Genomic DNA, 22,982 nt, shown 5'->3' with positions numbered 1-22,982 from the left:
GCCATGGCCGTCACGACCAAGATCGCCGACCTGACCGGGCCCGGGCACACCGACCGGTTCGGGATCGGCGGCACCGACCTCGGCATCCTCGCCACCGCGCCGGACGGGCGCCTGGTCGCCGTCTTCGGCGACACCTTCGAGCGGGCCGGCGTCGGTGGGCCCGGCTGGCGCTCCCCGGTCGTGCTGTTCGCCGACCCGGACGGGTTCCGGACCGGCCTGCGCTGGACCGGTTCCGGTGGCGACACCGCGGACTACGCCTGCCGGCTCGTCAGCAAGCCGGCGACGAACTGGTTCCGGCTGCACCGCCGCGTCACCACGATCCTGCCCGCCGACGTCATCACCGTCGGCGACACGATGTACCTGCACGTCATGGCCAACAAGGGCCTCGGCAACGTGCTGTGGAGCGAGATCATCGCCTCCCGCGACAACGGCGTCACCTGGGAGCGCACCGGCTGCGACTGGCCCGGCGACCACCACGACGGCCTGTTCCAGCAGCTGACCTGGTGCGACGGCGACGACGGGTACGTCTACGCCTACACCACCGGCTTCCAGCGCCGCGACGGTCTGCTGCTGCACCGGGTGCCCGCCGACCGGATCACCGACCGCGACGCGTGGGAGCCGTGGGGCTTCGCCGGGGAGCGCTGGGACTGGGGCAACCCGCCGACGCTGACGCTGCCGGGTGCCTTCGGCGAGCTCAACCTGCGCCGGGTCCCGGGCCCGGACGGGCGCGAGCACCTGCTGCTCACCGTCTTCGACGCCGGGAACTACCGGATCGACACGCTGCTGCTCGATCGGCCGAACGCCGACCTGCACCGTGCCCCGCGGACCACCGTGCTCACCGGCTGCGGCTGGGACGACGAGGACCACGCCACCGGCCGCGTCGCGCAGCTCTACGGCGGCTACGTCGTCCCCGGCTCGACGCTCGACGACCTGCACCTCGTCGTCAGCCAGTGGAACACCACCACCCACTGGCCGTACCGCGCGATGCAGTTCCGGACGGACGTCACGGAGCTGCTGCGGACGGAGCAGTCCGAGGTCCGGGCGTCATGAGAAGTGGGTAACGGGGAGCTGGTCCTGCAGGCCCGCCTCGACGACATCGACGCTCCCGCCGCCGTCCGGCGGCTGCGCCGGGTCGTGCCGCGGCTGCTGACCGGGTTCCCCGGTGTCGTCGTCGCGGCCGCCCCCGGGCCCGCACTCCGGCCGAGGAGGCCGTGGCGGTGCCCCGGGGTCAGCCGGGTTCCTGCCCGCCGGGCGGCAGGAGGCTGAGGTACCAGCGGCCCGCCTCCTCGGTGACCGACAGCGTCACCAGCACCGGACCCGAGCGGATCTCGACCCGGTCCGCTCCGGTGGGCAGCACGACGGGTGACCCGGCCGCCTGCAGGCGTTCGACGTAGTCGTCGGCGAAACCCCGGTCCGGGGCGTCGAGCAGCAGCTCGTGCAGCCGGGCACCGCCGTCGGGGCTCCGCAGCGCGGCGCCGGCCCGGTCGTGGAGCGCAGCGGGGTCGTCGGCGCCGCGCTCGCCGGCCGCCGCGATCAGCGCGACCGTCCCGACGATCCACACTCCGACGAACGCGACGGCGATCCACCCCAGCAGGGTGCGGGTGCGCGCAGGACGTCTCATCAGCGCGACAACTGTGTCATACCGGACACCCTCGCACCGGACACCTGTCGGCCGCCGCACACCGGTCGCCGTTCACCGGGTCGTGCCGATGCTCGCCCGAACCCCGCGGGTACCCCGCTCGTAGATCCGGGTGGAGGTGGTCGACGGTGGCCCGATGGTGGCGACCCGTGCTGCTGGTGACGCTGGTGATCGCGGGCTCCGCGGTCCTGCTGGTCACCGGCTGGCCGACGGTCGAGGGCGTCCGTGCGACGACGGCGGCCGCGGGCTGGGCGGCGCCGGTCCTGTTCACGCTGCTGTTCGTCGGGTTCACCCTGGTCCCGGCGCCCGCGACCGTGATGGGCATCGCCGCCGGCGTCCTGTTCGGCCTGCCCGTCGGCCTGGCGACGACGATGACCGCGGTCGCCGTCGGCTCGCTGATCGGCTTCGTGCTGTCGCGGACGCTGGGCCGCGAGGTCGTCGCCGGGATCGGCAGCGCCCGCATCCACCGTCTCGACGCGCGGCTGCGCCGGGGCGGGCTGTGGGCCGTCGCCGGGGGCAGGCTTCTGCCGGTCATCCCGTTCCCGGTGCTCAGCTACGCCTGCGGGCTGACCGCGATCCGGCTGCGCGACTACCTCGCCGGGTCCGTGCTGGGCGTGCTGCCCTCGGCCGTGGCGTTCGTGACCATCGGCGCCTATGGCGGGGACCCGGGCTCGGTGCCGTTCCTCGTCGCGGTCGCCGGGCTGGTGGTGCTGACCGTCGCGGCGCTGGTGGCGTCCCGGACACGGCGGCGGGCCGGGCGGACTGCCCGGCGGACGGAGACGGCACCGGTGCCGCCGGCCCCGGTGGCCTGACCCGCCACGGCCGGCCGGGCCTCACGCGGGCGGTGTGCCCGCCGTCGCGGCGTCCCGCTCGGGACGGCCCGGCAGCACCAGGTTCAGCAGCACCGCCACCACCGCCGTCACGACGACGCCGGACTCCAGCAGCGGGCGCCACTGCCCGGGCACCAGCGCCAGCAGGTTCGGCACCGACGCCAGGCCGCGCCCGAGCCCGACCGACAGCGCGACGACCACCAGGGCACGCTGGTCGAGACCGCGCTCGGTGAGCATCTGGATCCCGATCGCGCACACCATTCCGAACAGCAGCACGACCCCGCCGCCGAGCACCGCGGGCGGCGTCGCCCCGATCACCGCCGCGGCCTTGGGCAGCAGCGCCATCGCGACGAGGACCCCGGCCGCGATCGTCACCACGTGCCTGCTCATCTGGCGGGTGAGCGCGATGAGCCCGATGTTCTGGCTGAACATGGTGGTGGGCAGCGCGGAGAAGACCGCGCCGAGCAGCGCGCTGCCGCCCTCGGCGAGGATCCCGCCGCGCAGCTCCCGGGTGGTGGCGGGGCGCCGGGCCCCGGCCTGGGTGACGGCGTTGACGGTCCCCACGGAGTCGACCATGTTGACCACGCCGACGACGGCCACGGTCAGGATCGCGACCACGTCGAAGCTCAGCCCGAACGCGAACGGCGTCGGGAACGCCACCCAGCCCGCGGGCCCGACCCCGGCCAGGTCCACCATGCCCAGCGCCAGCGCAACGAGGTAGCCCACGACCAGCGAGATCAGCACCGCCGCCGTGCCGAGCAGCCCGCGCCCCCACCGGTTGAGCACGACGGCGAGCACGAGCACGAACGCGGCCAGCCCCAGGTTCGCCGCGGCGCCGAAGGTCGGCGAGCCCGCCCCGCCCGCGGCGAGGGTGAACGCCGACGGCAGCAGACCGAGCCCGATCACCAGGATGATCGTGCCGGTGACCAGGGGCGGGAACAGCCAGGCGATCCGGTGGATGTTCAGCGCGATCACCACCTGGACGACCGCGGTGACCAGCACCGCGCCCCACACCGCGGCGAGCCCGCGCTCGGCGGCCAGCGGCACCGCGACCGAGATGAACACGAACCCCGAGCCCATCATGATCGGCAGCCGGCCGCCGACGATGGAGAACCCGATGGTCTGCAGCAGCGTCGCGAGGCCGGCGCACAGCAGCGCACCCTGGATGAGCAGGGTCCGCTGGGCCGGTGTCGCCTCCACCGCGGTGGCCAGCAGGAACGCCGGGGTCAGGTTGCTGGCGAACATGGCCAGCACGTGCTGGAGCCCGAGCGGGACGGCCTCGCGCAGCGGCGGCATCGTCTCGATGTCACTGCGGTCCGGCGTGGGCGCGGGTCGGGGTGCGGTGGTCGCCATCGCTCCTCCTCGGTCGGATGCGACGACGGTGCCCCGTCCGGATGACCCCCGTGTGACGCGCCGTTACAGCTGTTTCGTCCGGTTCGGGGTGCGCCGGCGCAGCCCGGCTGCGCTCAGGTGCCGATCGCCCCGGACAGGGTCGCGGCGAAGGCCCGGACGTCGTCGAGCAGCAGGTCCGGGGCCTGCAACGCGGCGAAGTGCCCGCCGCGGTCGTGCTCGGTCCAGCGCACCACCCGGTGCGACCGCTCCACGAACGGCCGCACGGCGTGGTCGCCGAGCAGGTTCAGCACCGCGGTCGGCACCCCCGAGGGCGGGCGGGTCTCCCGGAACGCCGTGGGCGCGATCTCCCGGTACAGGCGCATCGCGGACCCGGCGGTGCGGGTGAACCAGAAGCTCGCGACGTCGGCGAGGTAGGCGTCCGGGTCCACGGGGGTCTGCCGGGTCGTGTCCGGGTCGTAGTCGACGAACCACTCGAGGTGCCAGGCCAGCAGCCCGACCGGGGAGTCGATCATCGCGTAGCCGAGCGTGGACGGGCGGGTGCTCTGGATCGCGGCGTACCCACTGCGCCCGGGCCACGTCTCGCCGAGCTCGGCGACACGGGCCCGCTCGGCGTCGGTCAGGCCGGCGAGCGGGTCGGCCGCCGACGGGTCGGGGGACGCGCCGACCAGCGCGTTGAGGTGCACCCCCAGCACCCGGCCGGGGTCCCGGCGGGCGATCTCGGGCGCGATCATCGAGCCGTAGTCGCCGCCCTGGGCCAGGAAGCGGTCGTGGCCCAGGGCCGACATGAGGTCGGTGAGGCAGCGGGCGTGCCGGTCGACGTCCCAGCCGAGGTCGCGGGTCGGACCGGAGAACCCGAACCCGGGCAGTGACGGGGCGACGACGTGGAACGCCGGGAGCGTCGCGTCCCCGGGCTCGGTGAGCGGCCCCAGCAGCCCGAGGAACTCCGCCGGGGTGGACGGCCAGCCGTGCACCAGCAGCAGCCCGACGGCATCGGGCCGCGTCGAACGGCGGTACAGCGCGTGCACCCCGACGTGGTCGGGGGTGTCGAGGACGACGGAGTCCGCGGCCAGCCGCTCCTCCACGGCCCGCCAGTCGAAGCGGTGCCGCCAGCGGTCGGCGAGCTCACGCAGGTGACCGGGCGGGACGCCGTAGGACCACCCCGCACCGGACGGCACGTCCGGCCAGCGGGTGTCGTCGAGGCGGGCGTGCAGACGGTCGATCTCCGCCTGCGGGACGGGGAACGGGTTCGTTGCCGTCGTTGCCGTCGTTGCCGTCGGTGCCATAGGTGCCATAGGTGCCATAGGTGCCATGGCCTCGACCGTGGCACCGAACCCGGACTCCTCCGGTCCGCGTGCCGCGGTCAGGCGGAGACGACGGTCCCGACGTGCTCCCCGGCGAGGGCCTTCGTCACGGTCCCGGCGACGGTGCCGTTGACGATCTGCACCGACCGGACGTGCCGGGCGCGCTGCAGCGTGCGCAGGGCCTCCCGGTCGATCGGCAGGGGCCGGGCGGGGTCGGCGAGCAGGTCGGCCGCGGTCGCCGTGCGCAGCACGGTGCCCCCGTCGAGGTCCCCGTCGAGCACGCCGTCGACGTCGCGGACGTAGGTCAGCGACGCCGCGCCCCAGGCGTCGGCCAGCAGCAGCGCGCCGGTGTCGGTGCGGTGCGGCGGGATCTTCCCCGCCGCCGCGGGCAGCTCGTGCACGCCGTAGGGCGGGTAGCCGTTGGTGACGGCGGCGTTGGACGCGGCCAGGTGCACCGGCAGCTGGTGGGCGACGGTGCCGTGCCCGAGGTAGGCGACGCCCTGCTCGGCGAGCAGCGCGGCGACGAGATGCCCGTTCTGCTCGGCCTCACGACCGGCGATCTCGGCGAGCGCGCCGGTCGGCAGGCCCAGGTCGAGGCCGACGCCGAGCGCGTGCCGAGCGCGGATCCCGGCGCCGGTGGCGATCAGCAGCGGGTCCCCGGAGATCGCGGCGCGCAGCTCCTCGACGATCGGCAGCAGCACGTCGCGGCCGCGGTCGACGATCGAGCGGCCGCCGAGCACGACGACGCGCAGGCGGGGCAGCATCCGGATGACCGGCTGCTGCTGGTCGACGGGGCGGACCTGCTCGCGGTCGAGCAGGGTCTGGCGGGCCAGCGGCGACTCGACGTCCTTGGGGTGGGTGGTGCTCATCGGGCGTCTCCCGCGGTGATGATCGTGCCCACGTGCTCGCCGGCGAGCGCGCGGGTGAGGTTGCCGGGCTTGAGACCGTTGACGATCTGGATCGAGCGGACGTGCGTCGCGTGCCGCATGAGCTCCAGCACCGGGCGCTCGACGATCAGGTCGGGCAGGTCCCGCTCGATCAGCTCGTCGACGGTGATCTCCGGGATCAGCGTCGCCGACGGGTCGTTCTTCGGGTTCGCGGTGTAGAGGCCGTCCTCGTCCTTGACGAAGATCATGTTCTTGCAGCCGTAGGTCTCGGCGACGAGGTAGCAGCCCGCGTCGGTGCGGTAGGGCGGGATCACGCCCTCGTCGGGCAGGGGCTGCCACATCGCGTACGGCGGCATGCCCGCGAAGATCGCCGCCCGGACCTCGGACAACGACAGGGGCAGCGCGTCGAACCCGCCCCCGGCGACGACCGGCACCCCGTGCCGGGCCATCAGGTAGCCGAGCATGGTGGCGTTCTGCCCGGCGACGGCGCTGCCGACCGAGCTGAGCACACCGGTGGGCAGGCCGAGCTCGGCGGCCAGGGAGTACGCGTGCCGGGCGCGGGTGCCCCCGCCGGTGCCGATCAGCAGCCGGTGCGTCGACCGGGCCTCCAGCAGCTCCTCGACCAGCGGGAACACCGCCTCACGACCACGGTCGATGAAGCTCTGTCCACCGACCTTGACCACCGACACGTCGGGTAGGACCCGGGTGTCGGACGTCCGCTCGGTGGCCGCGGCGAGCTCCGGGTCATCGAGCGACCGGGTCAGCAGCAGCGACTCGAGCTCGGCCGCGCTCGCGGCGTGCGTCATCGCATCTCCTCGTGTTCGGGTGCGCGCACCCGGACGGGCTGCGCGGTCGAGGCGAACCTAGCGACTCCGGGCCACGTCGTGCCGCCGACGCCACGGGCGCCATCGGCCGGGCTGCGGTACCGGACCCGGGCGGCGCTCCGTCGGCGCGGCCGGTCGCGCTCGACCGGCCCGCATCCGCTGGTCACGACGCCGTCCGGGTGATCCCTGCCACTGGCCGGAGCCCGCTCCGCAGCTCCGGCCCACTCCGCGCTCCGCCCCCGCACCCACGGCACACCCCCGCTACGCGCGGCGTCGCACGGGTTCCGGCCCCGCCGCTCGTGTCCCGGGACGCCGAGCACGAGCGGACGGGGCGACGGCCGGACGGGTGCAGGGCAGCGCGCCAGCACGACGGCACGGCAGCGCGACGGCACGGCGCCTCAGACGCGCAGACGGAACGTGCCGGTCGACGCGTCGAAGGCCAGCTCGTCGGTGTCGAACGCCGCCCCCACCGCCCCGGAGGCGGCCAGCTCGCCGGGCGTCCCCGTGCACAGCGCGCCGGCGCCGTCGAGCAGCCAGGCCCGGTCCGCCAGGCGCAGCGCCGGTTCCAGGTCGTGGGTGGACAGCAGCACCGCGAGGTCCTGCTCCCCCGCGAGCCGGCGCAGCGTCCCGAGGAGCGCGACCCGCGAGGAGACGTCGAGGAACGCGCTCGGCTCGTCGAGCAGCAGCAGCGACGGCTGCTGGGCCAGTGCGCGGGCGACCATCATCCGCTGCCGCTCACCGTCGGACATCCGGGCCATCGGACGTCCGGCGAGGGGGCCGGCGCGGACCGCGTCGATCGCGGCGTCGACGGCGGCCTCGTCCCCCGCGGTGAGCACACCGGCGGCGCCGGTGTGCGGCAACCGCCCCAGCTCGACGACGTCGCGGCCGGTCAGCTGCCCGGGGTCCGGCCGGTCGGTCAGCACCACACCGACCCGGCGGGCCCGTTCGGGCGGCCGCAGCGCCAGCAGGTCGGTGCCGTCGAGGGTCACCGCGCCGCCCAGCGCGGGCGCCAGCCCGGCGAGGGTCCGCAGCAGCGTCGACTTGCCCGTGCCGTTCGCCCCGAGCAGCACGGTCAGCTCGCCCCGCGCGGCGACGGCGTCCACCCGGGACAGCACCGGGCACACCCGGGCCCGGCGCAGCGTCCTGCCCTGCGCGTACCCGGCGACGAGCCCGGTCAGCACCAGCCCGGCGTTCACGAGGCCGCGCCCAGGCGTCGGGAGCGCAGCAGCACCGCGATCACCACCGGTGCCCCGACCAGTGAGGTCACCACGTTCAGCGGGATCACCGTGCCGACCCCCGGCGGGTTCGCGACGACCGCACACGCCAGCCCGACCAGCGCACCGGTCAGCGCGGTGGCCGGGACGAGCACCCGGTGCCGCGAGGTGCCGACCGCCAACCGGGCCAGGTGCGGCACGGCGATGCCGAGGAACCCGATCGGCCCGCAGAACGCGGTGACCGTCCCGGCGAGCACCGCGGCGACTCCCAGCACTGCCAGCCGCACCCGGGCGACGTCGACGCCCGCGGTGCGGGCGTAGTCGTCGCCGAGCAGCAGTCCGTCCAGTGGCTTGGCCAGCACGAGGACCCCCACCAGCCCGGCCGCGACGATCCCGCCGAGGATCGGCAGCTCGCCGCGGCCGACGCCGGACACCGAGCCGAGGCCCCACATCAGGTACTGCTGCGCGGTGCGCGGGTCGGTCCAGACCAGCAGCAGGCTGACCACCGAGGTGACCGCCGACCCCAGCATCACGCCGATCACCAGCAGCGCGGTCACCGACCGGGCGAACCGCGACAGCGCCAGCACCAGCGCGAGCACGGCGGCGGCACCGACCGCCGCGGCCGCGACCGTGGTGAACCGTCCCCCGACGACCGGTGTGGCCCCGAGCCCACCGGTGGCGAACGCGGCGGCCCCCGCAGCCGCCCCGAGGGTGGTCACCAGCGCGACGCCGAGCCCGGCGCCCGCGCTGACCCCGAGCACGTAGGGCTCGGCCAGCGGGTTGCGGAACAGGGTCTGGGTGAGCAGCCCCGCGGTGCCCAGCCCGACACCGACGGCCGTCGCGGTCACCGCCCGCGGCACCCGCAGGTCGGTGACGAGCAGGTCGAGCCGGGCGTCGGGGGTGCCGGTGCCGAACAGCGCCGACAGCGTCCGATCGAGCCCGATCACCACCGAACCGGTCGACACGGCGAGGGCGAACAGCACGACGACCCCGACCGCGAGCAGCATCAGGACCAGCGGTGCGCGGCGCCCCGAGCGCTGCCCGGCCCGGTCCGGGACCCGGCTCGCCGCGGCGGGCGACGCCGGTGCGGCCGGCCTCATCCGGCGGGCACCTGCCGGTAGTAGGTGAAGGCGTGGCCGGGCAGGACCTGTGGGTGCAGGATCGCGACGAGGTCGGCGAGGATCTCGTCCTGGTGGAGCGCGCCGCGCTCGTAGAGGGGGTTGCCGCCGTCGGGGGTGGTGGCCCTGTCGCGGGTCCACAGCTGCCCGCCGGGGCGGACCGCGGCGAGCGAGGACAGCCGCGGGTCGACCGCGGCGACGTCGGCGGTCGTGGCGAACGGGCCGTCGGCGAGCCAGATGCGGGCGTCGCCGTCGTCGGCCAGCACCCGCTCCAGCGACTGCGCCTGGGTGCCGGTGCCCGGCATCCCGGCACCCAGCCAGGTGGCACCGGCGTCACGGAAGAGAATGCCGGCGGTCGACTCGGCGGCCGGGACGTTCCAGGTGCCCTGGTAGGGCTGACCGGCGACGATCGGGGTCGGCGGCAGGCCACGCACGCGACCGACGAGGTCGGCGTAGCGGCCCGCGATGCCGCCGAAGATCTCCGCGGCGCGGGCGTCCTGACCGGTCAGCGCCCCCGCGACCTTGATCCACTCGGCCTGGCCGAGCGGGCCGGTCTCCAGGTAGTCCGCCCAGCCGACCACCGGGATCCCGGCCGCGGACAGTGCCGGGAACGCCGCGTCGTCGGTCCCGGCCGAGAGCACGACCGGCGGCGCGGCGGCGACGACCGCCTCGGCGTCGATCGTCGAGTTCGGCGCGAAGTCGACGGCGGCGCCGGAGGCGACGCGGGCACGAACGGCCGGGTCGGTGACCAGCGCGGCCCCGCCGACGCCGGTGATCCGGTCGAGCCCGCCCAGCTCGGTGATCATCGGCAGCTGGGTGGTCGAGCCGGCGAAGATCCCGCTCACCGGGGTGTGCACGACCGGGGCCCCGGCGAGTGCCGCGGGCAGCGCCGGGTCGCCCTGCCCGCAGCCGACGAGCACCACCGACTGCGGCTGCCCACCCGGGAAGGGCGTGCGGACGGTCAGGACCCGGTAGCCGTCGCCGCCGGTGATCGTGACGTTGGTGGCGTGGGTGAAGGCGACCGTGTCGTCCGGGGCGGACGCGGCGCCCGGCACGCAGTCCTGCGCCGCGGCGCCGGCCCCACCGGGGGCGGGCGGTGCCGTGGCGGGCGCGGAGCAGCCTGCGACGACGGCCAGTGCGAGCAGGGCCGCGAGGACCCATCGATGACACGTCACCTGAACAGTCTCACATATGTGGATCAGGCCCCGACGAAGGCGGAGAGCCCGTCCAGGAGCCGGTCGACGTCGTCGTCGGCGGTGTAGCAGGCCAGCCCGATCCGCAGGGAGCCGGTGTCCCCCAGGCCGAGCCGCCGCGAGCACTCCAGCGCGTAGAACGACGAGGCCGGCGCCGCGATCCGCCGCTGCGCCAGGTACCGGTAGGCCTCGACCGGGTCGCGGTCGTCGAAGGTCACCAGCAGGGTCGGGGTCCGCCGGGCCGCCCGGGACCGCACCGTGACCCCGGGCAGCGCGGCCAGGTGGGTCTCGATGCGCTCGCGCAGCGGGCGCTCGTGCTCCTCGACCGCCGCCATCGACGCCAGCAGGCGCGCCCGGCGGTCCCCGGTCGCCGACGGGTCCAGCGCGGCGAGGAACTCGACGGCGGCGGTGGTGCCGGCGAGCAGCTCGTAGGGCAGGGTGCCGAGCTCGAACCGCTCGGGCACCGCGTCGCTCGACGGCGCCAGCTTCGCCGGGCGCAGCGTCTCCAGCAACGCCGGGTCGGCGGCGAGCACCCCGCAGTGCGGGCCGACGAACTTGTAGGGCGAGCAGGCGTAGAGGTCGGCGCCGATCGCGGCGAGGTCGATCGGTGCGTGCGCCGTCAGGTGCACGCCGTCGACCATGAACAGCGCCCCGGCTGCGTGCACGGCGGCGGCGATCGCGGGCAGGTCGGGGCGGGTCCCGACCAGGTTCGACGCACCCGTCACCGCGACGAGCCGGGTGCGGTCGGACAGCAGCGGCGTCACGTCGTCGAGCTCGGTGGTGTCGGGGTCGAAGTCCAGCCACCGCACCGTCACCCCGGCGGCCTGCGCGGCGATCACCCAGGGGCGGATGTTCGCGTCGTGGTCGAGGCAGGTCACGACGATCTCGTCGCCCGGCGACCAGGTCGCGGCCAGCGTCCGGGCGAGGTCGAAGGTCAGCGCGGTCATGCTGCGCCCGAACACGATCCCGCGCGGGTCGGCGCCGAGCAGGTCGGCCATCGCGGCGCGGGCGCCGAGCACGATCGCGTCGGCGGCGCGCTCACCGCTGGTGACCGTGCCGCGGTTGGCCAGCGGGGAGGTCATGGCGGCCGCGACCGCCCCCGCGACCGAGTCCGGGACCTGGGAGCCGCCCGGCCCGTCGAAGTGGGCGATCCCGGCGCGCAGGGCGGGGAAACGGCTGCGGACGGCGGCGACGTCGTAGCTCATGACCGCACCCTGTCACGCCGGCGCCCGGCCCACGCCCGGACAACGAACACATGTCATCGGGGTGTCGTACCGCCCGTGTGGGTGACACGCGGGCCATGATTCCTCCCATGTCGAGGTCCTGGGAGCACTCGCGCGGGCGCCACGCCCCACGTCGACGGCGACGCTCGGTGCACCGTCGCGCTTGGGCGGTGCTCGTGACCTCGCTGGTCGCACTGGTGGTCCTCGTCGCGGGCGGGACCGCCGCGATGGCGGGCGGGCGGATCGGTGACGCCGTCAGCGGCGGCGTCGACTCGCTGGCCCGCAACCTCGCCGGCGCCGTCGACCGCCTCCGGCCGGCCCCGGCCGTGCCCCCCGCACCCCCGGTCCCCGAGGTCCTCACCAGTGTCCCGGCCGGTGAAGCGCCGGTCGCCCCGCGCGGCCCGGTCCGCACCGAGGTCAGCACCGGGACCCTCGAGGGCGTCGCGCTCACCGCCGACTCCGACGACGGACCGGTCACCGTCGCGGGCACCCTGTCCCCCGACGGCCGCAGCTGGACCGCCACGGAACCGCTGGACTTCGCGACCACCTACCACTGGTCGGGCAGCTGGGTGCTGGGCCCGCAGGACCGTCGCCCGGTGCCCGCGGCCCCGTTCACCACCGTCGACCCGGACGACACCGTCGACGCCACCATGAACATCCGCGACGGCGGCGAGGTCGGCATCGGCGCCCCGGTCGTGCTCACCTTCGGCGAGAAGCTCCCCGACGCCGCGAAGGCCACCGTCGAGCGGGCGCTGAGCGTCACCACGTCGCGGCCGGTCGAGGGCGCCTGGGCGTGGCTGCCCGACACCGCCGAGGGCTCGCGGGTGCACTACCGGCCGAAGTCCTACTGGCCCGCGCACACCCGGGTCCAGGTGCGGGGCGCGCTGCGCGGACTCGACCTCGGCGACGGCACCTTCATGACCGAGGACCTCGACCGGACGTTCACCGTGGGGCGCAGCCAGGTCGTGAAGGCCGACACCCGCAGCCACGCGATCGTCGTCGTCCGCGACGGGAAGGAGATCGCCCGCTACGACGCCTCCTACGGCCTGGAGTCCGACCCCCGCCGGGTGACCCGCTCCGGGATCCACGTCGTCATGGCGAAGTCGGAGAAGGTGCTGATGAGCAACCCCGACTACGGCTACGTCGACGAGCCCCAGTTCTGGGCGGTCCGGATCTCCAACAACGGCGAGTTCATCCACGCCAACCCCGCCTCGTCGTGGGCGCAGGGCAGCCGCAACGTCAGCCACGGTTGCATCAACCTGTCCACCCGCGACGCCAAGGAGTTCTTCGCGAGCGCGACCTTCGGCGACCCGGTCGAGGTGACCGGCAGCTCGCAGCCGCTGACCGCCCGCGACGGCGACCTGTACGACTGGACGATCCCCTGGGACGAGTGGCGCTCGCTCAGCGCCCTGTCCTGACCCCGCTGTCCCGAGCCGCTGTCCCGACCCGCTAGCGGATCCGGCGTTCCTGCCCGGCCCACGCCTCGTCGCGCAGGACGAACTTCTGGATCTTCCCGGTCGAGGTCTTCGGCAGCTCGCCGAAGGTGACCCGCTTCGGTGCCTTGAACCGCGCCAGCCGCCCCCGCACGTGCTCGACGATCTCGTCCTCGGTGGCGCTCTCGCCCTCGCGCAGCGTCACCCAGGCGGCCGGGACCTCGCCCCACCGCTCGTCGGGGACGGCGATCACCGCGACCTCCAGAACGGCCGGGTGGTCGGCGATGGCCTGCTCCACCTCGACGCTGGCGATGTTCTCCCCACCAGAGATGATCACGTCCTTGGAGCGGTCCCGGAGCTCGACGTAGCCGTCGGGGTGCATGACTCCGATGTCGCCGGTCCGGAACCAGCCGTCCGGTGCGGCGTCGCGGGTGGCCTGGTCGTCGTCGAGGTAGCCGAGCATGACGTTGTTGCCGCGCAACGCGATCTGGCCGGTCGTCGCCCCGTCGCGCGGGACGTCGGCACCGTCGTCGTCGATCACCCGGACGGCACAGGCGATCATGTTCCCGACGCCCTGGCGGGCCTTCATCCGGGCCTGCGCGTCGGCGTCGAGGTCGCTCCACTCCGGACGCCAGTCGCAGATCATCGCGGGCCCGAAGGTCTCGGTGAGCCCGTAGAGGTGGGTCACCTCGAACCCGAGTTCGGCCATCCGGCGCAGGATCGCCGGGCTCGGCGGCGCTCCCCCGGTCGCGACGGCCACCGGCGTCTCCACCGGCCCGGCCTCGGGCGCGTACGCGATCATCGACAGCACGGTGGGGGCGCCGTTGAGGTGGGTGACGCCCTGCTCGCGCACGAGCTCCCAGATCCGGGACGGCTCGACCTTCGGCAGGCAGACGTGGGTGGCGGCGGCGGCGGTGACCGCCCACGGGAAGCACCAGCCGTTGCAGTGGAACATCGGCAGCGTCCACAGGTGCACCGACGACGCGGTCAGCCCGGTGTGCCCGACCATGGCCAGCGCCTGCAGGTAGGCGCCCCGGTGGTGGTACATCACGCCCTTCGGGTTCCCGGTCGTCCCGGACGTGTAGTTGATCGACAGCAGGCCGCGCTCGTCGGCGGGACGCACCGCGGTGGGCTCGCCGTCGGCGACGAGGCGCTCGTAGTCCGGGCCGACCCGCACGGTGTGCGGCGGGGTGTCGAGGCGGGCGAGCACCTCCGCGACGAGCTCGTCGAACACCGGGTCGGCCACCAGCACCGAGGCGCGCGAGTGCTCGAGGATGTAGGCGACCTCGCCCGCCGCCAGCCGGGTGTTGACCGCGACCAGCGCCGTCCCCGACCACGGCACCGCGTGCGCCGCCTCCAGCCCGACGTGGGTGTTCGGCACGAGGACCGCGACCGGGCGCCCGTCGTACAGCGCGGCGAGCGAGCCCGCCAGGCGCCGGCAGCGGTCGCGGAACTCGGTGTAGGTGAACCGCAGGTCCCCGTCGACGACCGCGACCCGGTCACCGTGCGCCGCCGCGGCCCGGTCGAGGAACGCCGTGGGGGTCAGCGGCTCGAACGACAGGTCCACCAGATCGGCCGGGACACCCGCCGGGTGCGTGGGGACGGGAGCCTCGTCGGTCATCCCCCGAGCCTCCCCCGGCGACGCGGACGCGCGCAATGTCGCCGCCCCGCGACCCACCGTCGCGCGGGCCTCCTCCCCCGGCGCGTCGGTGATCGCCCGCCCGATCCCCCGCCGCCCGGCAGCCCACCTGCACGGTCGCCGTCCGCCCGGCCCGCCGCCCGCGGTGCCCACCGTGCGCGCGCTGCTGCACCGGCGCGCGGTGATCCGTCCGGCGCGCGCCGATCCGTCGCGCGCACGATGATCCGCTGGGCGCTCGGTGATCCACTGGCCGCGCGGTGATCCGCTGGGCGCGCGGTGATCCGCTGGGCGCGCGCGTCACAACACACGCGCGGAGCGGATCAGCGCGCGAACTGTCGATCACCGACGCGTCACCGAACCTGTACCCCTCGACGCGCCGCGCCGGAGTCGACGCGCCGTGCCCGAGTCAACGCGCCGCTCCACCGGGCACGGCTATCCGCCGTGCGCGTGCTGATCCACCGGCCGCACTGTGATCCGCCGGGCACGCGGAGATCCGTCGGGCGCGCGCGTCACAACACACGCGCGGAGCGGATCAGCGCGCGAACTGTCGATCACCGACGCGTCACCGAACCTGAACCCGTCGACGCGCCGCGCCGGAGCCCACGCGCCGATCCACCGAGGGCACAGCGATCCGCCGGGCGCACGATGGTCCGCCGGACGCGCGCCGCTCCACCGGTCGGACGGCGATCCGCCGGGGCGTGCCCGATCTACCGGGCGCGCATGGAGATCCGCCTGGCGCGCGATGATCCGTCGTCCGCGCGCGTCCGAGCACACGCAGGATGCGGATCACCGCGCGGACTGTCGATCACCGGGGTGCCGCCGGGACTCCTCCGCCCCGTCGTCCTGTGTCGCCGGAACTCCCCCCGTCGTCGCGGGCTGTATTACGTTCGCGGTGGCAACGAGGCTCGTCGGGAGGCGGACGCGATGGCGTGGGACTTCAGTACCGACCCGGAGTTCGAGGAGAAGCTGACGTGGATGCGCGGCTTCGTCCGCGACGAGATCATCCCGCTGGAGACCCTCGACCTGGACCGGGAGACCTTCGCCCGGATCACCGCGCCGCTCAAGGAGCAGGTCCGCGAGCAGGGTCTGTGGGCGGCGCACCTGCCCCCGGAGCTCGGCGGCGGCGGGTTCGGCCAGGTCTCCCTCGGGCTGATGCACGAGATCCTCGGCCAGTGCCGCTACGCGCCGGGGGTGTTCGGCAACCAGGCGCCCGACTCGGGCAACGCCGAGCTGCTCGCGATCGGCGGATCGCCGGAGCAGAAGGAACGCTGGATGCACCCCCTGCTGCGTGGTGAGCTGCGGTCCTGCTTCTCGATGACCGAGCCCGGCGCCGGCGCGGACCCGACGATGCTGTCCACCCGGGCCGTGCGCGACGGCGACGACTACGTCATCAACGGCCACAAGTGGTTCTCCTCGAACGCCACCGGCGCGGACTTCCTGATCGCGATGGTGGTGACCGACCCGGACGCACCGCCGTACCAGCGGGCCTCGATGATCATCGTCCCGACCGACACCCCCGGGCTCGACGTGGCCCGCGACATCCCGGTGATGGACCACCCAGAGGTCGGCGGCGAGATCTACGGCGGCCACGCCGAGGTCTTCTACCGCGACGTCCGGGTGCCGGCGACGAACCTCGTCGGCAACCCCGGCGACGGGTTCAGGCTCGCCCAGCAGCGGCTCGGCCCGGGCCGCATCCACCACGCCATGCGCTGGCTCGGCCAGTCCCGGCGGGCGTTCGACATGATGTGCGAGCGCGCGGTGTCACGGTCGGCGAGCGGCACGCGGCTGGCCGACAAGCAGATGGTGCAGGACATGGTCGCGCAGTCGGCGGCGGACATGGCCGCGGCCCGGCTGCTGACCCTGCACGCGGCCTGGACGATGGACCAGGTCGGGGCCTCGAACGCCCGGATCGAGATCGGGATGATCAAGTACTGGGGCGCGAAGGTGCTCCACGACGTGATCGACCGCGCGATCCAGGTGCACGGTTCGCTCGGCTTCTCCGGGGACCTGCCGCTGGAGCAGATGTACCGCGCGGCCCGCGCCGCTCGGATCTACGACGGTCCCGACGAGGTCCACAAGGAGTCCGTCGCGCGGCGCATCCTGCGCGGCTACACCCCGGTCGAGGTCCCCACCGAGCACGTCCCGACCCGCACCGAGGCCGCGCGACGCAAGTTCGCCGAGTACCTGGACACGGCGACGGCGAACGCCTGACCGCGTCAGGCCGGTGCGGGCCTCGGCTCCGGCGAGGCTGCGAGGTCGGCGCGGTAGTCCGCGACCAGCGCGTTCATCGCACTGAGGAAGCGGGCCGCCGCGTCGAGCTCGTCGTCGTCGAAGCCGGCGAGCAGGGCGTCCATCCGGGCGCCGAGCGGGCCGAAGAACGCCCCGCCGACCTCCGCGGCGTTCTCGGCCTGGCGCAGGGTCACCCGCCGCCGGTCGGCGGACTCGCGGCTGCGGCGCACGTGGCCCGCGCGTTCCAGGCGGTCGACGAGCGCGGTCGTCGCACCGGTGGACAGGCCGAGCCGGGCACCGAGGACGCCCGGGGTGAGCGGTTCACCCGCGGAGTCCGCGCGCATCACCGCGAGCAGCGCGTGGAGGTCCGTGGGATGCAGCCCGTGCCGCCCGGCGAACTCCTGGCCGAGCAGCTCGGACTCGCCCGCGTAGTCCTGCAGCAGCGCGACCAGGTCCTCGCGTCGCGTCCGGGCAGGCATGCCGACGAGCCTAGTCGCCGTCAGCGGGCCCGTGCCGGGCGCAGGGTCAGCGCCCCGTCCACCGCGGCGGGCGCTTCTCCAGGAACGCCGCGACCCCCTCCGTCCTGTCGGCCGAGCGCAGGATCGCCGCGGTGGCGACCTCGGTGGCGCTCCAGCCGCGCTCGTCCGGCTCGGACACCACGCGTTCCAGGGCGCGCAGCGACACCGACACCGCGAGCGGCGAGTTCTCGCAGACCGTCGCGGCGAGCTCCAGCGCCGCGGTCTCGGCCCGCCCCGGCTCGACGAGCTCGTTGACCAGCCCCAGGGTGTACGCACGGTCGGCGTCCAGCGGGCGCCCGGTCACCAGCAGCTGCTTGGCGACGTTGAGCGGCAGCGGCCGCGGCGCGCGGAACAGCGCACCGCAGTTCGCGACCAGGCCGCGGGCGACCTCGGGCAGGCCGAACCGCGCCGTCGTCGAGGCGACGACCATGTCGCAGGCCAGCACGATCTCGAACCCGCCGCCGTAGGCGACGCCCTCGACGGCGGCGATCAGGGGGCGCCGCCGGTCCCGCCGGACGACGCCGTAGTTGCCGCCGCGCGGGGTGGGGCCGCCGGCTCCGGCGGCCAGGTCGGTGCCCGCGCTGAACGCCGTCGCGTCCCCGGCGAGCACGCCGCACCACAGGTCCGGGTCGTCGTCGAGGGTGTTGAGCGCCTCGTCGAGGCCGGCCGTCATCGCCGCGTCGACGGCGTTGCGCTTGTCGGGCCGCGTCATCCGGATCAGGAGCACGTGCCCGTGCCGCTCGGTGCTCACCCTGGTCCCCGCCATGCCGTCGGTCACGATCGTGACTGTAGGTGGGAACCGCGCCCGGGGCGTTCGTAGTCTGGTGATCGTGTCCCGCAGCAAGCGCCTCCCCACCGCGGCCGTCCTGTCCGTCCCGCTCGCCCTGACCGGCGCCCTGGCCGCGCTCGGGCTGCACGTGCGCCGGAACATGGGGGCCCGCCCGGGCGAGCTGCGCCGGATCGCCTCCGCCTCCCCGAACGCCGTCGACGGGCTGTTCGCCAACACCGAGCCCGGGCTGCCGCGGGCCAAGGCCTCGGCCCGGATGATCCTGAACATGCTGGTCGGCCGCCGCTCCGCGGGCGGCGCGCCGGCGACGGTGCCGCTCGCGCCGCTGCGGACCCCCGCCGAGCCCGCCGGGCTGGCGGTCACCTGGCTGGGCCACGCCGGGGTGCTGCTGGAGATCGACGGCCGGCGGGTGCTGGTGGACCCGGTCTGGTCGGAGTACGCCTCCCCCGTGCCGCGCTTCGGGCCGCGCCGCCTGCACCCGCCGGTCGCGCCGCTGTCCGAGCTCGGCTCCCCGGACCTCGTGGTGCTCAGCCACGACCACTACGACCACCTCGACCGTCCGACGGTCACCGCGCTGGCCCGCGACACCTCCGCGGTGTTCGTCGGGCCGCTCGGGGTGGGCGCGCACCTGCGTTCCTGGGGCATCCCAGGGCACCGGGTCGTCGAGCGCGACTGGGAGGGCGTGGTGACCGTGGCGGGGCTGGAGCTGACCTGCCTGGAGACCCGGCACTTCTCCGGGCGCGGGCTGCGCCGCAACACCACGCTGTGGGCGGCCTGGAAGGTCGCCGGACCGCGGCACACCGCCTACCTGGGCGGGGACACCGGCGCCACCCGGGCGCACGCGCGCACCGGGGCCGTGCACGGCCCGTTCGACCTGACGGTGCTGCCGATCGGCGCCTACTCCGACCTGTGGCCCGACATCCACGCCGACCCGGAGCAGGCGGTCGCCGCGCACCGCGAGCTCGGCGGCCGGGTCCTGCTGCCGATCCACTGGGCGACGTTTACGCTCGGCTTCCACCCCTGGGACGAGCCCGCCGAGCGGGCCCGCAAGGCCGCCGCCGACCAGGACGTGGTCCTGGCCCTGCCGCGCCCGGGCCAGCGCATCGACCTGACCGGCGTCACCACCGTCGACGACGCCCGCGCCGCGGTTCCCACCGAACCGTGGTGGCCGACCACACGCTGATTCGCGTCACCGTCACCGCTGCCCCTTTCCGCCCATTCCCGTCACCCGGACGCCGTATCCCCTCCCCGGAAACGCCGGCACCGGACCATTTCCGGGGAGGGGTTCGACAGATCGGTTCGGTATCCCTTATCGTTCTGCTCGAAGAATCGGTTCCGGTACCGACCGGGCGATTCCCGTCTCCGGCCGGGTCCGGCGATTCCCCGCGGAAGGAATGACGACGTGGCGCAGCAGACGACCATCACCCTGGTCGACGACCTGGACGGCACCGAGGCCGACGAGCAGGTGGAGTTCTCCGTCGACGGCCGCGCCTACGAGATCGACCTGTCCACGAAGAATGCCGAGAAGCTGCGCGAATCGTTGGCACCCTACGTCGCGGCCGCCCGTCGCGGGTCCGGTCGGCGCAGCACCTCTTCCGGCACCTCGTCGAACGGTTCCAGTGCCTCGGAACGCGCCGCGAACCGCGCGGTGCGGGAATGGGCAACGGCCCAGGGCATGAAGATCTCCGAGCGCGGGCGTATCCCGTCCTCGGTTCTCGAGGCCTATCGGAACGCGCACTCCTGACCGCTGCCGCCGCCGGGGCCGCCCCGGATGGCAGGATCAGGGCCGACGAGAGACGTGCGCCGGGCGATCCGCGGCGCACACCGACGGAGAGGGCCCGATGTACCCAGGCACGCATGCCGCGACGACCCCCGACAAGCCGGCCGTGATCATGGCGGGCTCGGGCGCGAGCCTGTCCTTCCGTGAGCTGGAGGAGGGGTCCGCACGGCTCGCGAACCACCTGCGCGCCGCCGGACTCCGGCGGGGCGACGTCGTGGCGCTCGTCGCGGAGAACTGCGCGCGGGTCTACGAGGTCTACTGGGCGGCCCAGCGCTCGGGGCTCTACATCACCGCGGTGAACCACCACCTCTCCGCGCCCGAGGCCGCCTACATCGTCCGCGACTGCGGTGCGAAGGCACTCGTGGTCTCGGCCGGTGTCGCCGGTCTGGCCGCGGCGATCGAGGACCACGTCGACACCCCGGTGCGGCTGGCCTTCGGCGGCGAGATCCCCGGCGCGTCCCGCTACGCCGACTACGACAAGACCCTCGCGTCGGTCTCCGCCGAGCCGCCGGCCGACCAGCCCCGCGGGGCGGACATGCTCTACTCCTCGGGCACCACCGGGCGCCCCAAGGGCATCAAGCCCACGCTGCCCGACCGGCAGATCGACGAGCCGGGCGACACCTACCAGGCCCTGTTCGGGCCGATGTACGGCTTCGGCACCGACACCGTCTACCTGAACCCGGCCCCGCTCTACCACGCCGCGCCGCTGCGGTTCACCGCCACCGTGCAGGCGCTCGGTGGCACCGTCGTGGTGATGGAGCGCTTCGACCCGGAGAAGGCGCTGGAGCTCATTCAGCGGTACTCGGTCACCCACTCGCAGTGGGTGCCGACGATGTTCGTGCGCATGCTCAAGCTCCCCGAGTCCGTCCGCTCCGCCTACGACGTGTCCTCGATGCGGGTCGCGATCCACGCGGCCGCCCCGTGCCCGGTGGACGTCAAGCAGGCCATGATCGACTGGTGGGGCCCGATCCTCCACGAGTACTACGCCGCGACCGAGTCCAACGGGGTCACCTTCATCGACTCGGCGCAGTGGAGCGAGCGTCCCGGGTCGGTCGGCAGGGCCGGGCTGGGCACCATCCGGATCGCCGCCGACGACGGCACCGTGCTCGGGCCGGGCGAGATCGGGACCGTCTACTTCGAACGCGACGAGCGCCCGTTCGAGTACCACAACGACCCGGGCAAGACCCTCGCCGCGACCCACCCCGAGCACGAGAACTGGACCACCACCGGGGACCTGGGCTACCTCGACGAGGACGGCTACCTCTTCCTCACCGACCGCAAGGCGTTCATGATCATCTCTGGCGGGGTGAACATCTACCCGCAGGAGGTCGAGGACGCCCTCGCGCTGCACCCGAAGGTGCTCGACGTCGCCGTTATCGGAGTGCCCGACGACGAGATGGGCGAGAAGGTCAAGGCCGTCGTCCAGCCCCCGGAGGGCGTCGACGCCGGCCCGGAGCTGGAACGCGAGCTGATCGAGTTCGTGCGGGAGCGGATCGCGCACTACAAGGCGCCGTCGTCGGTGGACTTCACCGACTTCCTGCCGCGTACCCCCACGGGCAAGCTGGTCAAGCGGGAGCTGCGCGACCGCTACGTGTGACCTCGCCGCGAGCCCGGGGCGTGACCGGGGCGGGGGTCAGGCGGCGCGGCGGGCGTAGCGGGCACGGGCCAGGGCCGCGACCAGAGCCAGCGGCACCGAGGCGACCAGGGCGGCGGCGAACAACGGGGCGAAGCGCCCGGCGTCGGCGAACGGGGCGCCGAGCGCGGTCCCGGCCGAGCTGCCCAGGAACAGCAGCGTCGCGAACAGTGCGACGGCGGTCGCGCGGGCCTGCGGGACGACCTCGGTCGCCCAGGTCTGCAGGGTCGAGTGCAGGAACGCCCACGCCCCGCCCAGGCAGAGCCCGGCCGCGGCGACCGTCACCGGGTGCACCGTCACCAGCGGGAACATCCAGGCGACCACGAGGAACCCGCCGCCGACGCCGGCCAGCGCGGCCGGGCCGAGTCGGCCGACCAGGCGTCGCACGACCCGGGAGAACAGCACCGCACCGACGCCGTAGCCGCCGGCGGCGAGCCCGGCCAGCGCGGCGGAGCTGCCCCCGGCCTGCAGCGACGGCGCGAGGTAGGTCAGCACCCCGAGCACGACCGCACCCTCGACGAAGGCGAGCGCCAGCACCAGCCGGGCCCAGCCGTTCCCGGCGACGGCGGCCAGCGGGCGGAGCACCGCGTCGGTGATCCCGCGCGACGGCGTGCGGGCGCCGTCGGGTTCGGGCAGCGCCCGCAGCGCGACGAACAGCACCGCGCAGCCCGTCGCCGTCGCCCCGAGGACGACGCGCCACCCGGCCAGGTCGGCGAGCAGACCCGCCCCGGCCGTGGCGACGGCGGTGCCGAGCGCGGTCGCGGCGAGCAGGTCCGACAGCGGCCGCTGCCGGACGGCGGCGGGCCAGGTGTCGCCGACGTAGACCAGCGCCGCCGGGATCAGTGCCGCCGTGCACGCGCCGGTGAGGACCCGCGCGACGACCAGCACGGCCAGCGTCGGGGCCAGCACCGAGGCGACCCCGCCCAGCACCGCGCCGACCAGGGCCAGGCGCATCACCCGGACCCGGCCGATCCGGTCGGACAGCACGCCCCACACGACCTGCATGAGGCCGTAGGCGAGGAAGTAGCCCCCGGCCGCGCCGGCCGCCGCCGCCAGCGGCGCGTCGAACGACGCGGCGATCGGCACGAGCAGCGGCGCGATCGCGAACCGGTCGACGGTGCTCGTCAGCGACGCCAGCTGCAGCAGCCGGAGCCGCCGGGTGCCGTCGGGGACGGCGCCCCCGGGGTCGGCCCCGCCGGGACCGCTGCGGTCGAGGCCGCCGCCCTCGGGACCGCTGCCGTCGGGACCGCTGCCTTCGGGGGTCGTGCTCACCGGCGTCACCCTCCACGGCGGGACGAGCTGTTGCCCCACCGGGGTGGCCGGGACCACAGTGACAGGGCAGTCGAGGCTCGGGAGGCCACCGGTGGGCACGATCACGGGA

General features: G+C 74.8%; 21 protein-coding genes. 8 read left to right on the top strand and 13 right to left on the bottom strand.

Annotated features, from left to right (window positions below; genetic code table 11):
• The first annotated feature begins 3 nt into the window (after window positions 1-3).
• Window positions 4-1,050, top strand: a complete 1,047-nt coding sequence (locus Ae331Ps2_RS21680) for a DUF4185 domain-containing protein (RefSeq protein WP_075306778.1) — start codon at window positions 4-6, stop codon at window positions 1,048-1,050.
• A 3-nt stretch (window positions 1,051-1,053) separates the two neighbouring features.
• A complete protein-coding gene (locus tag Ae331Ps2_RS31425) occupies window positions 1,054-1,266 on the top strand; it encodes a hypothetical protein (protein ID WP_139318745.1) in 213 nt (70 codons plus the stop codon).
• Here the strand turns inward: Ae331Ps2_RS31425 and Ae331Ps2_RS21675 are convergent.
• Window positions 1,229-1,621: a hypothetical protein gene (locus tag Ae331Ps2_RS21675; protein ID WP_075306779.1), complete on the bottom strand. Its 393-nt coding sequence runs from the start codon at window positions 1,619-1,621 to the stop codon at window positions 1,229-1,231. The genes Ae331Ps2_RS31425 and Ae331Ps2_RS21675 overlap by 38 nt on opposite strands.
• Before the next feature lie 167 nt (window positions 1,622-1,788).
• Here Ae331Ps2_RS21675 and Ae331Ps2_RS21670 point away from each other — a divergent pair, with 167 nt between their 5' ends.
• Window positions 1,789-2,451 (top strand): TVP38/TMEM64 family protein, encoded by a 663-nt coding sequence (locus Ae331Ps2_RS21670; RefSeq protein ID WP_075306780.1) that lies wholly within the window; start codon window positions 1,789-1,791, stop codon window positions 2,449-2,451.
• A 21-nt stretch (window positions 2,452-2,472) separates the two neighbouring features.
• On the opposite strand, the gene Ae331Ps2_RS21665 is transcribed toward Ae331Ps2_RS21670, so the two are convergent.
• The 8 genes from Ae331Ps2_RS21665 to Ae331Ps2_RS21630 all read right to left on the bottom strand — a co-directional run bounded on the left by Ae331Ps2_RS21665 (window position 2,473) and on the right by Ae331Ps2_RS21630 (window position 11,564).
• A complete protein-coding gene (locus tag Ae331Ps2_RS21665; RefSeq protein WP_020625934.1) occupies window positions 2,473-3,822 on the bottom strand; it encodes a uracil-xanthine permease family protein in 1,350 nt (449 codons plus the stop codon).
• A gap of 113 nt (window positions 3,823-3,935) precedes the next feature.
• On the bottom strand, window positions 3,936-5,105 hold the full coding sequence (locus Ae331Ps2_RS21660; RefSeq protein ID WP_075306781.1) for an epoxide hydrolase family protein: 1,170 nt from the start codon (window positions 5,103-5,105) through the stop codon (window positions 3,936-3,938).
• Between the two features lie 77 nt (window positions 5,106-5,182).
• Window positions 5,183-5,992 (bottom strand): molybdenum storage protein subunit alpha, encoded by an 810-nt coding sequence (locus tag Ae331Ps2_RS21655; protein WP_075306782.1) that lies wholly within the window; start codon window positions 5,990-5,992, stop codon window positions 5,183-5,185.
• On the bottom strand, window positions 5,989-6,816 hold the full coding sequence (locus Ae331Ps2_RS21650) for a uridine monophosphate kinase (RefSeq protein ID WP_020625931.1): 828 nt from the start codon (window positions 6,814-6,816) through the stop codon (window positions 5,989-5,991). Before Ae331Ps2_RS21650 ends, Ae331Ps2_RS21655 begins: the two co-directional genes overlap by 4 nt.
• Window positions 6,817-7,232: 416 nt before the next feature.
• Window positions 7,233-8,030, bottom strand: coding sequence for an ABC transporter ATP-binding protein (locus Ae331Ps2_RS21645; RefSeq protein ID WP_075306783.1), 798 nt, complete (start codon window positions 8,028-8,030; stop codon window positions 7,233-7,235).
• Entirely contained in the window at window positions 8,027-9,148 is a 1,122-nt protein-coding gene (locus tag Ae331Ps2_RS21640; protein ID WP_075306784.1) for an iron ABC transporter permease, read from the bottom strand. Before Ae331Ps2_RS21640 ends, Ae331Ps2_RS21645 begins: the two co-directional genes overlap by 4 nt.
• Entirely contained in the window at window positions 9,145-10,341 is a 1,197-nt protein-coding gene (locus Ae331Ps2_RS21635; RefSeq protein WP_075306785.1) for an ABC transporter substrate-binding protein, read from the bottom strand. Before Ae331Ps2_RS21635 ends, Ae331Ps2_RS21640 begins: the two co-directional genes overlap by 4 nt.
• Before the next feature lie 23 nt (window positions 10,342-10,364).
• The gene (locus Ae331Ps2_RS21630; protein ID WP_075306787.1) at window positions 10,365-11,564 is read right to left on the bottom strand and encodes a cysteine desulfurase-like protein; all 1,200 of its coding nucleotides are present in this window, start codon (window positions 11,562-11,564) and stop codon (window positions 10,365-10,367) included.
• A gap of 107 nt (window positions 11,565-11,671) precedes the next feature.
• Here Ae331Ps2_RS21630 and Ae331Ps2_RS21625 point away from each other — a divergent pair, with 107 nt between their 5' ends.
• Window positions 11,672-13,000, top strand: coding sequence for an Ig-like domain-containing protein (locus tag Ae331Ps2_RS21625; RefSeq protein ID WP_233147567.1), 1,329 nt, complete (start codon window positions 11,672-11,674; stop codon window positions 12,998-13,000).
• A 31-nt stretch (window positions 13,001-13,031) separates the two neighbouring features.
• On the opposite strand, the gene Ae331Ps2_RS21620 is transcribed toward Ae331Ps2_RS21625, so the two are convergent.
• Window positions 13,032-14,636 carry an AMP-binding protein gene (locus Ae331Ps2_RS21620; RefSeq protein ID WP_170918287.1) on the bottom strand — a complete coding sequence of 535 codons (1,605 nt, stop codon included), beginning with the start codon at window positions 14,634-14,636 and terminating at the stop codon, window positions 13,032-13,034.
• Between the two features lie 942 nt (window positions 14,637-15,578).
• Here Ae331Ps2_RS21620 and Ae331Ps2_RS21615 point away from each other — a divergent pair.
• Window positions 15,579-16,865 (top strand): acyl-CoA dehydrogenase family protein, encoded by a 1,287-nt coding sequence (locus tag Ae331Ps2_RS21615; protein ID WP_075306793.1) that lies wholly within the window; start codon window positions 15,579-15,581, stop codon window positions 16,863-16,865.
• Between the two features lie 5 nt (window positions 16,866-16,870).
• Here the strand turns inward: Ae331Ps2_RS21615 and Ae331Ps2_RS21610 are convergent, their stop codons facing one another.
• Window positions 16,871-17,362 carry a MarR family winged helix-turn-helix transcriptional regulator gene (locus tag Ae331Ps2_RS21610; RefSeq protein ID WP_075306795.1) on the bottom strand — a complete coding sequence of 164 codons (492 nt, stop codon included), beginning with the start codon at window positions 17,360-17,362 and terminating at the stop codon, window positions 16,871-16,873.
• 46 nt (window positions 17,363-17,408) lie between these two features.
• Window positions 17,409-18,179 (bottom strand): enoyl-CoA hydratase-related protein, encoded by a 771-nt coding sequence (locus Ae331Ps2_RS21605; RefSeq protein WP_233147568.1) that lies wholly within the window; start codon window positions 18,177-18,179, stop codon window positions 17,409-17,411.
• A gap of 52 nt (window positions 18,180-18,231) precedes the next feature.
• Here Ae331Ps2_RS21605 and Ae331Ps2_RS21600 point away from each other — a divergent pair, with 52 nt between their 5' ends.
• From Ae331Ps2_RS21600 to Ae331Ps2_RS21590, 3 genes are all read left to right on the top strand, one after another.
• A complete protein-coding gene (locus Ae331Ps2_RS21600; protein ID WP_233147569.1) occupies window positions 18,232-19,371 on the top strand; it encodes an MBL fold metallo-hydrolase in 1,140 nt (379 codons plus the stop codon).
• 219 nt (window positions 19,372-19,590) lie between these two features.
• On the top strand, window positions 19,591-19,932 hold the full coding sequence (locus Ae331Ps2_RS21595) for an Lsr2 family protein (protein WP_020626846.1): 342 nt from the start codon (window positions 19,591-19,593) through the stop codon (window positions 19,930-19,932).
• 97 nt (window positions 19,933-20,029) lie between these two features.
• Entirely contained in the window at window positions 20,030-21,565 is a 1,536-nt protein-coding gene (locus Ae331Ps2_RS21590) for an acyl-CoA synthetase (RefSeq protein WP_075306799.1), read from the top strand.
• Between the two features lie 36 nt (window positions 21,566-21,601).
• On the opposite strand, the gene Ae331Ps2_RS21585 is transcribed toward Ae331Ps2_RS21590, so the two are convergent.
• Window positions 21,602-22,873: an MFS transporter gene (locus tag Ae331Ps2_RS21585; protein ID WP_139318746.1), complete on the bottom strand. Its 1,272-nt coding sequence runs from the start codon at window positions 22,871-22,873 to the stop codon at window positions 21,602-21,604.
• Between the last annotated feature and the right edge of the window lie 109 nt (window positions 22,874-22,982).

This window comes from Pseudonocardia sp. Ae331_Ps2 (assembly GCF_001932405.1).
Classification (GTDB): Bacteria; Actinomycetota; Actinomycetes; order Mycobacteriales; family Pseudonocardiaceae; genus Pseudonocardia.
The sequence above is the reverse complement of the archived record's forward strand: the minus strand, read 5'-3'. Positions and strand labels throughout refer to the sequence as shown.

What these genes read in the sequence shown, in the direction of transcription:
- Ae331Ps2_RS21665 (WP_020625934.1), bottom strand. Translation starts at nt 3,822, where the DNA reads ATGGCGACCACCGCACCCCGACCCGCGCCCACGCCGGACCGCAGTGAC.
- Ae331Ps2_RS21655 (WP_075306782.1), bottom strand. Translation starts at nt 5,992, where the DNA reads ATGAGCACCACCCACCCCAAGGACGTCGAGTCGCCGCTGGCCCGCCAG.
- Ae331Ps2_RS21590 (WP_075306799.1), top strand. Translation starts at nt 20,030, where the DNA reads ATGTACCCAGGCACGCATGCCGCGACGACCCCCGACAAGCCGGCCGTG.
- Ae331Ps2_RS21640 (WP_075306784.1), bottom strand. Translation starts at nt 9,148, where the DNA reads ATGAGGCCGGCCGCACCGGCGTCGCCCGCCGCGGCGAGCCGGGTCCCG.
- Ae331Ps2_RS21630 (WP_075306787.1), bottom strand. Translation starts at nt 11,564, where the DNA reads ATGAGCTACGACGTCGCCGCCGTCCGCAGCCGTTTCCCCGCCCTGCGC.
- Ae331Ps2_RS21625 (WP_233147567.1), top strand. Translation starts at nt 11,672, where the DNA reads ATGTCGAGGTCCTGGGAGCACTCGCGCGGGCGCCACGCCCCACGTCGA.
- Ae331Ps2_RS21680 (WP_075306778.1), top strand. Translation starts at nt 4, where the DNA reads ATGGCCGTCACGACCAAGATCGCCGACCTGACCGGGCCCGGGCACACC.
- Ae331Ps2_RS21620 (WP_170918287.1), bottom strand. Translation starts at nt 14,636, where the DNA reads ATGACCGACGAGGCTCCCGTCCCCACGCACCCGGCGGGTGTCCCGGCC.
- Ae331Ps2_RS21610 (WP_075306795.1), bottom strand. Translation starts at nt 17,362, where the DNA reads ATGCCTGCCCGGACGCGACGCGAGGACCTGGTCGCGCTGCTGCAGGAC.
- Ae331Ps2_RS21675 (WP_075306779.1), bottom strand. Translation starts at nt 1,621, where the DNA reads ATGAGACGTCCTGCGCGCACCCGCACCCTGCTGGGGTGGATCGCCGTC.
- Ae331Ps2_RS21650 (WP_020625931.1), bottom strand. Translation starts at nt 6,816, where the DNA reads ATGACGCACGCCGCGAGCGCGGCCGAGCTCGAGTCGCTGCTGCTGACC.
- Ae331Ps2_RS21615 (WP_075306793.1), top strand. Translation starts at nt 15,579, where the DNA reads ATGGCGTGGGACTTCAGTACCGACCCGGAGTTCGAGGAGAAGCTGACG.
- Ae331Ps2_RS21660 (WP_075306781.1), bottom strand. Translation starts at nt 5,105, where the DNA reads ATGGCACCGACGGCAACGACGGCAACGACGGCAACGAACCCGTTCCCC.